11 protein-coding genes are annotated in these 12,861 nt (G+C 72.2%); 1 reads left to right on the forward strand and 10 read right to left on the reverse strand.

The features are described from left to right. Nucleotides 1–195 precede the first annotated feature (195 nt). The gene (gene tyrS / locus NBH00_RS16280) at nucleotides 196–1,383 is read right to left on the reverse strand and encodes a tyrosine--tRNA ligase (RefSeq protein ID WP_254569646.1); all 1,188 of its coding nucleotides are present in this window, start codon (nucleotides 1,381–1,383) and stop codon (nucleotides 196–198) included. Nucleotides 1,384–1,503: 120 nt separating this feature from the next. On the opposite strand from tyrS, the gene NBH00_RS16285 reads away from it, so the two are divergent. Next, nucleotides 1,504–3,909, forward strand: coding sequence for a transglycosylase domain-containing protein (locus NBH00_RS16285; RefSeq protein ID WP_254569647.1), 2,406 nt, complete (start codon nucleotides 1,504–1,506; stop codon nucleotides 3,907–3,909). 15 nt (nucleotides 3,910–3,924) lie between these two features. Here the strand turns inward: NBH00_RS16285 and NBH00_RS16290 are convergent, their stop codons facing one another. The 9 genes from NBH00_RS16290 to leuD all read right to left on the reverse strand — a co-directional run bounded on the left by NBH00_RS16290 (nucleotide 3,925) and on the right by leuD (nucleotide 12,855). After that, nucleotides 3,925–4,524, reverse strand: coding sequence for a DNA-3-methyladenine glycosylase (locus NBH00_RS16290; RefSeq protein WP_254569648.1), 600 nt, complete (start codon nucleotides 4,522–4,524; stop codon nucleotides 3,925–3,927). A gap of 1 nt (nucleotide 4,525) precedes the next feature. Then, a complete protein-coding gene (gene argH, locus NBH00_RS16295) occupies nucleotides 4,526–5,866 on the reverse strand; it encodes an argininosuccinate lyase (protein WP_254569649.1) in 1,341 nt (446 codons plus the stop codon). Between the two features lie 56 nt (nucleotides 5,867–5,922). Further along, nucleotides 5,923–6,285, reverse strand: coding sequence for a hypothetical protein (locus NBH00_RS16300; protein ID WP_254569650.1), 363 nt, complete (start codon nucleotides 6,283–6,285; stop codon nucleotides 5,923–5,925). Between the two features lie 8 nt (nucleotides 6,286–6,293). Further along, nucleotides 6,294–7,433: a DegT/DnrJ/EryC1/StrS family aminotransferase gene (locus NBH00_RS16305; RefSeq protein ID WP_254569651.1), complete on the reverse strand. Its 1,140-nt coding sequence runs from the start codon at nucleotides 7,431–7,433 to the stop codon at nucleotides 6,294–6,296. Continuing rightward, on the reverse strand, nucleotides 7,430–9,082 hold the full coding sequence (gene cimA / locus NBH00_RS16310) for a citramalate synthase (protein ID WP_254569652.1): 1,653 nt from the start codon (nucleotides 9,080–9,082) through the stop codon (nucleotides 7,430–7,432). The genes NBH00_RS16305 and cimA overlap by 4 nt, the downstream gene beginning before the upstream one ends. Nucleotides 9,083–9,209: 127 nt before the next feature. Continuing rightward, a complete protein-coding gene (locus tag NBH00_RS16315; protein ID WP_254569653.1) occupies nucleotides 9,210–10,178 on the reverse strand; it encodes a branched-chain amino acid transaminase in 969 nt (322 codons plus the stop codon). 70 nt (nucleotides 10,179–10,248) lie between these two features. Continuing rightward, nucleotides 10,249–11,250 (reverse strand): ketopantoate reductase family protein, encoded by a 1,002-nt coding sequence (locus NBH00_RS16320; RefSeq protein ID WP_254569654.1) that lies wholly within the window; start codon nucleotides 11,248–11,250, stop codon nucleotides 10,249–10,251. A 10-nt stretch (nucleotides 11,251–11,260) separates the two neighbouring features. After that, nucleotides 11,261–12,298, reverse strand: coding sequence for a 3-isopropylmalate dehydrogenase (gene leuB, locus NBH00_RS16325; protein ID WP_254569655.1), 1,038 nt, complete (start codon nucleotides 12,296–12,298; stop codon nucleotides 11,261–11,263). Then, a complete protein-coding gene (leuD, locus tag NBH00_RS16330) occupies nucleotides 12,295–12,855 on the reverse strand; it encodes a 3-isopropylmalate dehydratase small subunit (RefSeq protein WP_254569656.1) in 561 nt (186 codons plus the stop codon). Before leuD ends, leuB begins: the two co-directional genes overlap by 4 nt. Nucleotides 12,856–12,861 lie beyond the last annotated feature (6 nt).

Consider the following 12,861-nt stretch of genomic DNA (forward strand, 5'->3'; position numbering starts at 1 on the left):
CCAACTGCCGTCTGCGGACCGGGCGGAGACTGTAGCACACTTGCGGGTCGGCGTCCAACTCTGCCGCTTCCGCCGGGGCGCTTGCTCCGACCGCCACGGCAGTGTGACACAGCCGTGAACGGGATGCGTTCCGGGTGCCCCCGCCCGGCGGGCCACCCGGGACCGACCCCCGTTGGATGCTGGGGATTCGGCCGTTCAGGACCCGATTTCCAGGCGCGTAAACGCTCTCTTTCCGACCTGGAGGACTTTCCCCGCCACCTCGGCGGCCGAAACGTCCGCGGTGCGCACGACGTCCCCGCCGAGGCGCACGCCGCCGTCCGTCAGCAGCCGGCGCCCCTCCGACCGCGAGCGCCCGAAGGCCTCGGCGATCAGGGCCGGCAGGTGCACGGTCCCGTCCTCCCCCGGGACGACGACGAGCGTCGGCAGGTCCTCGGGCACGTCCCGCGCGATGAACTGGCGGTCGAAGCCCGCCTGCGCCGCCGCCGCCGCGTCGGCGCCGTGGAAGCGCTCGACGATCGCGCGGCCCAGCGCGCGCTTGGCGTCACGCGGCCCCACGTCCGGGCCGGGCTCGTCGAACCCCAGCAGGCGGAACCACTCGCGCATCGCGTCGTCGGGCAGGCTCAGCGTCCGGCCGAACATCTCGCCGGCGTCGTCGGTCACGCCGATGTGGTTGCCGAGCGACTTGGACATCTTCTCCCTGCCGTCGAGGCCCGCCAGGAGCGGCACCGTCAGGACGCACTGCTCCGGCAGCCCGTAGGCGCGCTGCACGTCCCGCCCGAGCATGAGGTTGAAGGTCTGGTCGGTCCCCCCGAGCTCGACGTCGGCCCGGATCGCCACCGAGTCGTATCCCTGCAGCAGCGGGTAGAGCAGCTCGAGGATCGAGATCGGCGTGCGGGCGGCGAACCGCTTGGCGAAGTCGTTGCGCTCGAGCAGCTGCGCGACCGTCGTCGTGCGCGCGAGACGGAAGAGCTCCTCCATGCGCATGTCGAGCCACTCGCTGTTGCGGCGGACCTCGAGGAGATCCGGATCGTCGCGGAGCACCCGGAAGGCCTGGGCCTGGTAGGTCGCGGCGTTCTCGTCGATCTGCTCGCCGCTCAGCGCGGGGCGCGTCAGCGACCGGCCCGAGGGGTCGCCCACGCGCGCGGTGTAGTCGCCGACGATGAGGACGACACGGTGCCCGAGGTCCTGGAACTCGCGGAGCTTCTGCAGCACGACCGTGTGCCCGAGGTGCAGATCGGGGGCCGTCGGGTCGAGCCCGAGCTTCACGCGGAGCTGCCGGCCCTCGGTCGCCGCGGCCTTCAGCCGGGCCTCCAGCCCGCCGGACGGCAGGTCCTCGACGGTGTTGCGCGTCAGGAACGCGGCCTGCTGAGCGGGTTCGGCCATGGCGGCGAATGCTAGTCTCAGCGGCCCGGGGACCTTCTGCCGCCAGGTCCCACGCGTGCGCGTCCCGCGCGCACGAGGCGCGCCCCGGGACGTCCACGCCGGCGAACGAGCCGATCAGCGATGAGCGACGCCGAACGCCCCCATCTCCGTCCCGTCACCGACGAGACCCCTCCCGTCCGGGTCAAGCCGCGCCTGAAATGGCTGCGGCTGCTCGCGCTGCTCGTGCCGCTCGGCGTCCTCGCCGTCGTCTCCACGGTCTTCGGGATGATGATGGCCGTCGCCAGCGACCTGCCGGCGCTCGAGAACGAACCCCAGTACCAGGGCCGCGGCGGTCAGAACTCGGTGCTGCTCGACGTCCAGGGCAACACGCTCGGGCGCCTGGCCTCCGACCAGCACCGCATCTTCGTCCAGTACGACGACATCTCGTACAACATGCGCTCGGCGATCATCGCGATCGAGGACCGGCGCTTCTACACGAACTCCGGCGTCGACATCCGCGGCATCGCGCGCGCCTTCGTGGAGGACATCGTCAAGGGCGGCGCGGTCCAGGGCGGGTCCACGATCACCCAGCAGTTCGTCAAGAACGCGCTGCAGGCCCAGGACAAGCGGACCGTCTTCCAGAAGCTCCGGGAGGCGGCGCTCGCCTACCACCTGACCCGCAAGTGGTCGAAGAAGAAGATCCTCACCGAGTACCTGAACTCCATCTACTTCGGCAACGGCGCCTACGGCATCGAGGCCGCCGCCGAGACGTATTTCGGCCAGGACGTCAACCACGTCGGGACGCCCGACCAGCCGGGCTGCGGGACGATCAAGCGCCCGTGCGCGAAGGAGCTCGCCCCGCAGGAGGCGGCGCTGCTCGCGGCGATCGTCGCGTCGCCGAGCCGCTTCGATCCGGTCGCCCATCCGGTGGCCGCCCGTGCCCGCCGCAACCTCGTCCTGCAGAAGATGCGCGACCAGAAGGCGATCACGCCGTACCAGTACTCGAAGGCGATCGCGGAGGCGCTGCCCGCGCCGGAGAACGTCAAGCCGCCGTCGCTCAACACGAAGGCGCCGTACTTCGTCTCGTGGGTGCGCCAGCAGCTCGTCGACCGCTACGGCGCGCGCCGCGCGTTCGAGGGCGGCTTCAAGGTCCGCACGACGATCGACATGAAGATGCAGGACTTCGCGCAGAACGCCGTCAACCGGTGGATGGCGGGCAACCCGAACGGGCCGACCGCCGCGCTCGTCGCGATCGACAACGACAGCGGCGAGGTCCGGGCGATGGTGTCCGGCACCCAGCCCTACAGCGACCGGCCGTTCAACCTCGCGACCCAGGGCCAGCGCCAGCCGGGCTCGTCCTTCAAGCCGTTCATCCTCGCCGAGGCCCTGCGCAAGGGCATCAGCCCCGCCTCGGTGTGGGAGTCCAAGAAGAAGATCTTCTGCGTCGCCCAGTTCAAGGACGGGCGCTGCAAGGAGGAGTTCCCGGTGAGCAACGACGAGGGCGTCTTCGTCGGCCAGCGGACGCTCGCGAACGCGCTGACCTTCTCCGACAACTCGGTCTTCGCGACCGTCGGCATCCAGATCGGGACGAAGAAGATCGCGACGCTCGCCCAGCGCATGGGCATCCGCACCTCGGTCTCCCACAACCTCGCGATGACGCTCGGCGGCCTGAAACAAGGCGTCACGCCGCTCGACATGGCCCACGCCTACGAGACGTTCGCCGACGGCGGGCAGCGGATCTCCGGGACCCTCGGCGCGAGCGACGGCGGCCCCGTCGGCATCCGCTACATCGAGGACGACAAGGGCCACCGGATCGAGAACGAGCCGCGCAGGCAGCGCGTCCTCCCGAAGAACATCGCCCAGGAGACCTCCCAGATCATGACGACGGTCGTCTCCCAGGGGACGGCGAAGCGCGCGCAGATCGGGCAGTTCGCGGCCGGCAAGACCGGGACCACCTCGAACTACGGCGACGCCTGGTTCGTCGGGTTCACCGACAAGCTCACCGTCGCGGTGTGGGTCGGGTACCCGGACAAGCTCATCCCGATGAAGACGAACTTCGAGGGCGGCCCCGTCGAGGGCGGGACGTACCCGGCCCTCATCTGGCACGACTTCATGCTCCCGTCGATGACGTACCTCGACGAGCAGGCCGCGAAGGAGCGCGCCAAGCGCTCCGGCACGGGTGACACCGCGCCGCGGACGACGACGAACCCCGCGGGGCAGGTGGTCACCGAGGGCACGACCGACACGAGCGGGACCGTCGCGCCCGACCCCGGCGTGACCGGGGGCACGGGCGCCGGCGCCGGCACGACGGGCGGGACCGCCGGCGGGACGACCGGGGGCGCGGGCGCCGCGCCCGCCGCCCCGAACACCGCGACCCCCAAGAAGTCCGCTCCCGCGACGCCGGCCCCGACGCCCACCCCGACGCCGGCGCCGACCCCCGCGCCCGCGCCGACCCCGGCGCCGACCCCGCCGGCGGGCGGCACCGGCGGCACGGGCGGCACCGGCGGCGCGGACCCGACCGGTGGCGCCGGGCCGCCGACCGGCTGACCCGGCGCGGCCGCCTCACCCGAGCAGGCCGGGCGGCCACGGACGCGAGACGCCGCGGGCTCCCGCGGCGGCGAAGCGCCATTCGAGATCGGCCGCCTTCGTGATGCCGATCCGCACGCCGCTGACGAGCCGCACGTCCTCCCACTCCGGCGGCCGCGGGCCGAAGGTCACCGGCCCGTCGACGAGCGAGGTGGCGTTTGCCTCGAGGCCGAGCCCGAGCGCCTGCGTGAGCTTCCCCGGGCCGTCCGCGAGGCGCGCGTCGGGGACGAAGCCGCGGCGCGCCCGCATGTCCTCGAGGGCGGTGAGCGGCGCGATCGCCCGGATGAGTACGGCGGCGCCGACACCGTCCGGCTCGCAGACCGCGTTGAGCAGGGCGTGGATCCCGTAGGAGCGGTAGACGTAGGCGATCCCGGGCGGCCCGAGCAGCACCTGCGTGCGCGGCGTGAGGCCGATGTGGGCGTGGCAGGCGGCCTCGGAGTCGTGGTAGGCCTCGGTCTCCAGGACCACGCCCGACGCGTCGCCGTGGCGGACGACACAGCCGACGAGGTCGCGGGCGACGTCGAGGACCGGGCGGTCGTAGAACCCGAGCGGCAGGATCTCCGGCGCGGCCGCCACCTCAGGCCGGCAGGAGGGCGCGCGCCTGCTCGAGCTGCTCGCGGACGCGGGCGAGCGCGGTGCCGCCCTCGGAGACCTTGGACTCGAGCCACGAGGACTGCTCGAAGATCGCGCCCGCCTCGGCGCCGAGCTCGGCGGTCGTCACGTCGGCGAGCGACGTGCCCCCGTCGACGGACTCGCGGACGAGCCGCGCGACCACGCCGTGCGCCTCGCGGAACGGCATCCCCCGCTTGACCATGAAGTCGGCGAGGTCGACCGCGGCGATCATCGGATCCGACGCCGCCGCGGACATCGCGTCGCGGTGGAAGGTCGCCGTCTCGAGCATCCCGCCGGCCGCGGCGATGCAGAGCGCGACGGTGTCGACCGCGTCGAAGAGGTGCTCCTTGTCCTCCTGCAGGTCCTTGTTGTACGTCAGCGGCAGGGCGTGGATGACCCCGTGCAGGGCGGCCTGGTGCGCCCACACCCGCGGCGCCTTGCCCCGCAGGAGCTCGGCGGCGTCCGGGTTCTTCTTCTGCGGCATGATCGAGGAGCCCGACGACCACGCGTCCGACAGCGTCATGAAGCCGAACTCGGTGCTCGTCCACAGGACGATCTCCTGGCCGAGGCGGCTCAGGTGGGTCGCGGTGACCGAGAGCGCGTGCAGGAGGTCGAGCACGAAGTCGCGGTTCGACACCGAGTCGACGGAGTTCGGCGTCACCCCCGCGAAGCCGAGCTCGGCGGCGACCATCCGCCGGTCCGTGTCGAAGTTCACGCCCGCGAGGGCGCCCGCGCCGAGCGGCAGCTCGCTCGTCGCCCGGAGCACGGCGGCGAAGCGCTCGATGTCGCGGGTGAGCATCCAGAAGTAGGCGAGCAGGTGGTGGCTGAGGTAGACCGGCTGCGCCCGCTGCAGGTGCGTGTAGCCGGGGATCGGCCAGTCCAGGTGCGCCTCGGCCACCTGCAGGACGACCGCCCGCAGCTGCTCGAGGTCGCCGCTGAGCCGTGTCGCGGCGTCCCGCGTGAACATCGCGAGGTCGGTGATGACCTGATCGTTGCGGGAGCGGCCGGTGTGGATCTTCCCGCCGGCCGGGCCCGTGAGCTCCGTGACCCGGCGCTCCACCGCCATGTGGATGTCCTCGTCGTCGGGCAGGAAGGGGAACGTCCCCGCCTCCAGCTCGGACGCCGCCTGGTCGAGGCCGCCGAGGATCTCGTCGCGGTCGGCCTCGGAGATGATCCCCTGCGCCGCGAGCATCCGGACGTGGGCGCGGGACTGCGCGACGTCGAACGGCCAGAGGCGGCGGTCGAAGCCGAGGGAGGTGTTGAGCGCCTGGAAGGCGGCGTCCTGGGGCAGCGAGAAGCGTGACATCGGCGAGGGAGTCTATGGACCCGTCGTGCCCGGCCGCCCGGTGCGGGAGGCGGCCGTCAGGTGCTGAGCGAGTGCAGCTGGGCGACCTGCGTGGCGAGGCCGAAGCCGAGGAGGTAGAGCGTCACGCCCCAGCCCGTCCACGCGCCCGCCCCCGCGGTGTGGAAACGCCCGCCCCGCGAGCGGCGCCGGTCGATGGCGACCGGGACGGCGCAGAGGACACCGAGCGCCATCATCACCCACGGCGTCCAGCCGAGGACGGCCTCGGAGGTGCGGGCGCTCGTCGTGATCCGGGCGATGTCGGCGATGACCGCGTGCCAGAGCACGACCGGGAGTGCGGCGGCCGCGAGGACCCCGGCGGCGCCGACGCGTTCGGAGCGTCGGCGCGCGCGTTCGTCCCGTCCGCATGCAACGCTCGCCATCCGCGGGATTATGACCCCCTCAGGGCCTCCCGCAAGGCGTCCGCGACGCGCTCGACCTGATCCTGGCGCATCGCCGGGAAGAACGGCAGCGCGATCGACCGCGCGGCCACGTCCTCGCAGACGGGGAACATCCCTTCGCGCAGCCCGTACGTCTCGCGGTAGTAGGACATGAGGTGGATCGCGGGCAGGTACGGCTTCGACTGCACGCCCCGCGCGCGCAGCGCGCGGATGACGTCATCGCGGTCGTGGCCGCGCGGCACCTGGACGACGAAGACGAACCAGCCCCGGACGTCGCCGTCGTGGTCCTCGCAGGGCAGCTGCAGGTCGAGCTCGGACGCGAGCGGGGCGAGCGCCTCGCGGTACCGGCCGGCGACCGCCGCGCGGTCGGCCAGCATCTGCGGGAGCCGCTGCACCTGGGCGATCCCGACCGCGGCCTGCAGGTCGGTGAGGCGGTAGTTGAAGCCGAGGCGGTCGTGGTCGAGCCAGCCCATGTCCGGCGCGCGCCCCTGGTTGCGCTCGGAGTCGATGCGGGCCTTCGTGGCCTCGTCGCCGAGGGTGACCATCCCGCCCTCGCCCGTCGTGAGCTGCTTGTTCGCGTAGAAGCCGAAGACGGCGGCGTGACCACGCGCGCCCACGGCGACACCGTCGGCGTGGCGGGCGCCGAGCGCCTCGCAGGCGTCCTCGACGATCGGCAGCCCGTGCGTCTCGAGCGCCGGGACGTCGGCCGGGTAGCCGAAGATGTGAACGGGCAGGAGTGCCGTCGTGCGGTCGGTGATCGCGGCGGCCACCGCGGCCGGATCGACGTTGAGCGTCACCGGGTCGATGTCCGCGAACACCGGCGTCGCGCGCTCGTAGGCGATGACGTTCGCGCTCGCGACGAACGAGAACGGCGACGTGATGACCTCGTCGCCGTCCTTCACGCCCGCGGCGCGCACCGCGAGGTGCAGCCCGGCCGTGCCCGAGCTCACCGCGCTCGCGTACGGGGTGCCGACGAACGCGGCGAAGTCCCGCTCGAAGCGCGGGCCGGTCGGCCCGAGCGAGAGGTAGCCGGACCGCAGGACCTCGAGGACGAGCTCCTCCTCCTCGGTCCCGAGGACCGGCTGGGCCATCGGGACGTCGGGGAGGTCGCCGGGCGGCTCGGCGCTCACGTCTCGACCGTCGCGGTGATGTCCCCCGAGGCCGCGGGAGCGAGCCCCTGGGCGAGCTCCCGCCTCGGACCCGAGCCGCGCGGCGAGGGCTTCGCCTGCTCGGCGTACTCCAGCGAGTCCACCAGGGCCTGCCACGAGGCGGCGATGATGTTCGGCGCCACCCCGATCGTCCCCCACGTCCGCTCGCCGTCGCTCGAGTCGATGAGAACGCGCGTCGTCGCGGTCGTCCCGTGGTGCTCGTCGAGGATGCGGACCTTGTAGTTCACGAGCTCGACGTCGGTGAGGTGCGGGTGGACCTCACCGATCGCCGAGCGCAGGGCGGCGTCCAGCGCGTTGACCGGGCCGTTGCCCTCGGCGGTGCGGACGTACCGGTCGCCGCCGATGTCGATCTTGATCGTCGCCTCGCAGGAGACGCGCCCGGAGGCGTCCTGCTCGACGATCGTCCGCCACGAGTGGAGCGTGAAGAGCGGCTCGTACTCCCCCGCCTCCTTCCGGAGCAGGAGCTCGAGCGACGCGTCGGCCGCCTCGAACTGGAAGCCGTCGTGCTCGAGCCGCTTGACGTGGTCCATGACGCGCGCGCAGGCGGCGTCGTCGATGTCCAGGCCGGCGCCGGCGGCCTTCTCGATGATCGTGTGGCGGCCGGCGAGCTCGGAGACGAGCAGCGCGCGCTCGTTGCCGACGAGCTCGGGCTCCATGTGCTCGAAGGTCGAGGCGTCGGCCCGGATGCCGGCGACGTGGAGGCCGCCCTTGTGCGCGAACGCGTTGCGGCCGACGAACGGCTGGTTCGGGTCGGGCGCGACGTTGAGCAGCTCGTCGATGACGTGGGCGGTGGGCGTCAGGCGGACGAGCTGCTCGTCGGTGAGGACGGCGTAGCCGAGCTTCGTCTGCAGGTTGCCGATGATCGAGACGAGGTTCGCGTTCCCGGTCCGCTCGCCGATGCCGTTCATCGTGCCCTGCACCTGCGTCGCCCCGTTGAGGACCGCGGCGAGGCTGTTCGCGACGCCGCACTCGAGGTCGTTGTGGCAGTGGATGCCGGTGGCGACGCGGCCACCCAGGCCGGCCACGACCTCCTTGACGGCGCTGCCGATCTGGTGCGGCAGCGAGGAGCCGTTCGTGTCGCACAGGACGATGCGCTCGGCCCCGGCGCTCGCGGCGGCGCGCAGGCATCGCATCGCGTAGGACGCGTCCGACCGGTAGGCGTCGAAGAAGTGCTCGGCGTCGTAGATGACCCGCTTACCCTCGCGGATGAGGAACTCGATCGACTCCGAGATCATCACGAGGTTCTCCTCGCGATCGACCTTCACGACCTTCTCGAGGTGCAGGTCCCAGGTCTTGCCGACGATCGTCACGAGCGGCGCGAAGCAGTCCGCGAGGATGTGGAGGCTCTCGTCCTCGTGGGACGGGATGCCGCGCCGGCTCGTCATGCCGAAGGCCGCGATCTGCGCGTGCTGGAAGGTCTCCTGCTCGAGGCGCTTGAAGAGCTCGAGCTCCTTCGGGTTCGAGGACGGGAAACCCGCCTCGATGATGTCGATGCCGAGCGCGTCCAGGTGATGGGCGACGCGGACCTTCTCCTCGGCGGTGAGGGACATGCCCTCGCCCTGCATGCCGTCACGGAGCGTGGCGTCGTAGAGCTGGATGGTCGGGTTCATGATGCGTGCGGTCCTCTGGTGAGCGTGGTGAGCGGGGGCGGCGAGGGAGCGACGAAGCGAACCGACCGGGAGGTCAGACCGCTCGCCGCCCGGGAATTCGCCGCTGCCGCGTCACCGTGCGTGCGCCTCAGCCCGCCGAGCCGGACGAGGTGTCCGACGTGGCCGGATAGAAGTGCGAGGGGATCGCGTCGAGCCACTCGGCGTAGCGCGGGCTCCGGCCGTGGAGGGCGTCCTCGAACGCCTTCTGGACCGCCTTCGTCACCTCGCCGGGGCTGCCGGTGCCGACGGCGTGGTCGTCGACCTCGCGGACCGGGACGAGCTCCGCGGCGGTGCCGGTGAGGTAGATCTCGTCGGCGAGGTAGAGCTCGGCGCGGGCGATGTCGCGCTCGACGACCCGCAGCCCGAGGTCCTGCGCGATCTGGATCGCCGACTTGCGGTTGATGCCGTCGAGGATCGAGGCGGTCGGCGGCGGCGTGTAAATGACCCCGTCCCGGACGACGAAGATGTTCTCGCCGGAGCCCTCGCACACGTGGCCCTTGTCGTCGAGGACGATGGCCTCCTCGTAGCCGGCCTTGTGCGTCTCGATCTTCGCGAGGATCGAGTTGAGGTACTGACCGGAGGCCTTGGACTGCGGGATGAGCGAGTCGGAGCTGATGCGCCGCCACGAGCTGACCTTCGCCCGCACGCCGTGGCGTTTGCCCTCCTCGCCGAGGTACGCGCCCCACTTCCAGCAGGCGAGCGTCACCTCGACCGGGGCGTCGAGCGGGAAGAGTCCCATCGTGCCGTAGCCGCGGTAGACGAGCGGGCGGATGTAGCAGTCCTTGAAGCCGTTGCGGCCGACGAGCTCGAGCGTCGCCTGGCGGAGCGTCTCCCGGTCGTACGGGATGTCCATGTAGTAGAGCGACGCCGACTTGAAGAGCCGGTCGATGTGGTCCTGGTGGCGGAAGATCGCCGGACCGTGCGACTCGGTGTCGTAGCAGCGGACGCCCTCGAAGACGCCGGTGCCGTAGTGCAGGCCGTGGGTCAGGACGTGGATCTTCGCGTCTTCCCAGGCGACGAACTCGCCGTTGAGCCAGATGAGATCAGCGGCTTCCATGGCGGCGGACTTTAGCGCAGGGGGCTCGGGATCGAGTGGCGCCCGAGCGCCGTCCGCACCGGCCCGCGCCTCAGCGCAGACCGAGGCTGCGGGCCTGGAGGTCAGCCGTCGCGTAGACCGCGCGGAGGGTCGGCGCGGCCACGCCGGCGATGTCGGCGAGCTCGACGACGGCGGCGCCGAGCGCGTCGAGCTCGAGGCGCTTGCCCGCCTCGAGGTCCTGCAGGGTGGACGACTTGTGGTCGCCGAGCCGGCGGGTCACCGCGATGCGCTCCTCGACCGAGAGCCGCACGGGGTGGCCGGCCGCGGCGGCGATCTCCGTGATCTCGCGCATGAGCCGCTCGATGATCGGGCCGGTGCCCGCGTCGTTCACCATCGTCCCGAGCCCGGCGCGCGTCAGGACGCTCATGAGGTTGATCGACGCGTTCCCCATGAGCTTCGTGAAGATCTCGGCGCGGATGTCCGTCGTGCGGCGGACGGGGAAGCCGGCGCGTTCGAGCAGCGAGGCGACGAGCTCAAGGCGCGGCGACGTCGTGCCGTCCGGCTCGCCGAGGATGAGGCCGGCCTCCGGGCGGGTGTCGACGGCGCCGGGCGCGGCGATCGACGCGCCGAGGTAGACGACGCTGCCGAGCGCGCAGGCGGGCGGGAGCGCGGCCGCCACCGTGCCGGACGGGTCGACGGCCGCGAGCGTGCGGCCGGGATCGCCGGTCCCGTGGAACCACCACCACGGGATGCCGTTCTGCGCCGCGACGACGACGGTCCCGTCGTGGAGCAGCGGCGCCATCGCCGGCGCGGCGCCGACGAGGTCGTGCGCCTTGACGGCGGCGATGACGACGTCGACCGGGCCGCCAGCCTCGGCCGCGGTCGCGACGGCGCGGACGGGGACCGTCCGCTCGCCGTCGGGGCCGAGGAGCCGCGCCCCGCCCTGCTGCCGCAGCCCCTGCAGGTGGGCGCCGCGCGCGACGAGCGTCGTGTCGACGCCCGCCTCGGCGAGCGCCGCCCCCATCCAGGTGCCGATCGCCCCCGCGCCCATGACGGCGACGCGGGGGGCTGCGGCGGGGGCGGCGGCGCTCACGGCGCGTCCCCTAGAGGTGGGCCAGGACGGCAGCCGTGGCCTCGGCGGTCCCGGCCGAGCCGCCGAGGTCCTTCGTGCGCAGGCCACCGTCGAGCGCGGCGTCCACCGCGGTCTCGAGCGCCCCCGCCTCGGCCTCGAGCGACAGACCGTGGCGCAGGAGCATCGCGAGCGAGAGGAACATCGCCAGCGGGTTCGCGGCACCGGTGCCCGCGATGTCCGGGGCGGAGCCGTGGACAGGCTCGAACAGGCCGGGGCCGTCGGGGTTGCCCAGCGAGGCGCTCGGCAGCATCCCGATCGAGCCGGTGATCATCGCCGCCTCGTCGCTGAGGATGTCCCCGAAGAGGTTCTCGGTGACGATGACGTCGAAGTCGGAGGGCCGCGACACGAGCTGCATCGCGGCGTTGTCGACGAGGACGTCCTCGAGCTCGACGCCGGCGAAGTCGGCCGCGTGGACGGCGTGGACGACCTGGCGCCACTGCCGCGAGGTCTCCATGACGTTCGCCTTGTCGACCGACGAGACCTTGTTGCGGCGCAGCTTCGCCGCCTCGAACGCGACGCGGGCGATGCGGTCCACCTCGGCCGTCGTGTAGTGGCACAGGTCCGAGGCGTCGGTGTCCGTCCGCGTCTTCTCGCCGAAGTAGATGCCGCCGGTGAGCTCGCGCACGACGAGCAGGTCGGTGCCCTCGATGCGCTCGCGCTTGAGCGGGGACGCGTCGTAGAGGGCGGGCAGCGGCCGGACCGGGCGGAGGTTCGCGAACAGCCCGAGCGCCTTGCGCAGGCCGAGCAGGCCCTGCTCCGGGCGCGGGTCGTCCGGGTTCGTCGTGTCCCACTTCGGGCCGCCGACGGCGGCGAGCAGGACGGCGTCCGCCTGCTGGCAGCCCGCGAGGACCTCGTCGGTCAGGGCGGTGCCGTGGGCGTCGATCGAGGCGCCGCCGAAGAGGTGCTCCTCGGTGCTGACGCCCGGGACGAAGTGCTCGAGGAGCTGCACGGCCGGGGCCATGATCTCGGGGCCGATCCCGTCACCGGGAAGGAGGGCGATGTGCGTCATACGCCCGCTCCCTGCAGGTCCGTCGTCACGGGGCCGTGACGCTCGCGGTCGCGCTCGTAGGCGGCGATCGCGTCCTCCTTCGTGAGGGTGATCGAGATGTCGTCCAGCCCGTTGAGGAGCCGGTGCTTGATCTCGGGGTCGATCTCGAAGGAGAACTCGTCGACGGTCTGGTGCTCGAGGTCGATGCGCGCCTTCCCGCGCTTGACGAGCTCGTCGCACTGCGCCTTGGGCAGCTCGATCGGGAGCATCCCGTTCTTCGTGCAGTTGTTCTTGAAGATGTCGGCGAAGCGGGGCGCGACGAGCGCGACGAAGCCGTAGTCGAGCAGCGCCCACGGGGCGTGCTCGCGGCTCGAGCCGCAGCCGAAGTTCTCGCCGGCGACGAGGATCGGGTTGGACGGCAGGTCGTAGCCGTTGGCGCGCCACTCGTGGAAGAGGTACTCGCCGAAGCCGGTCCGCTCGACGCGCTTCATGTAGCGCGCGGGGATGATCTGGTCGGTGTCGACGTCGTCCTGGTCGACGAAGGTGATGGCGCCTTCGATGATGTTCACGGGGTCCATGGGGAT

This window comes from Paraconexibacter antarcticus (assembly GCF_024220175.1).
GTDB lineage: Bacteria > Actinomycetota > Thermoleophilia > Solirubrobacterales > Solirubrobacteraceae > Paraconexibacter > Paraconexibacter antarcticus.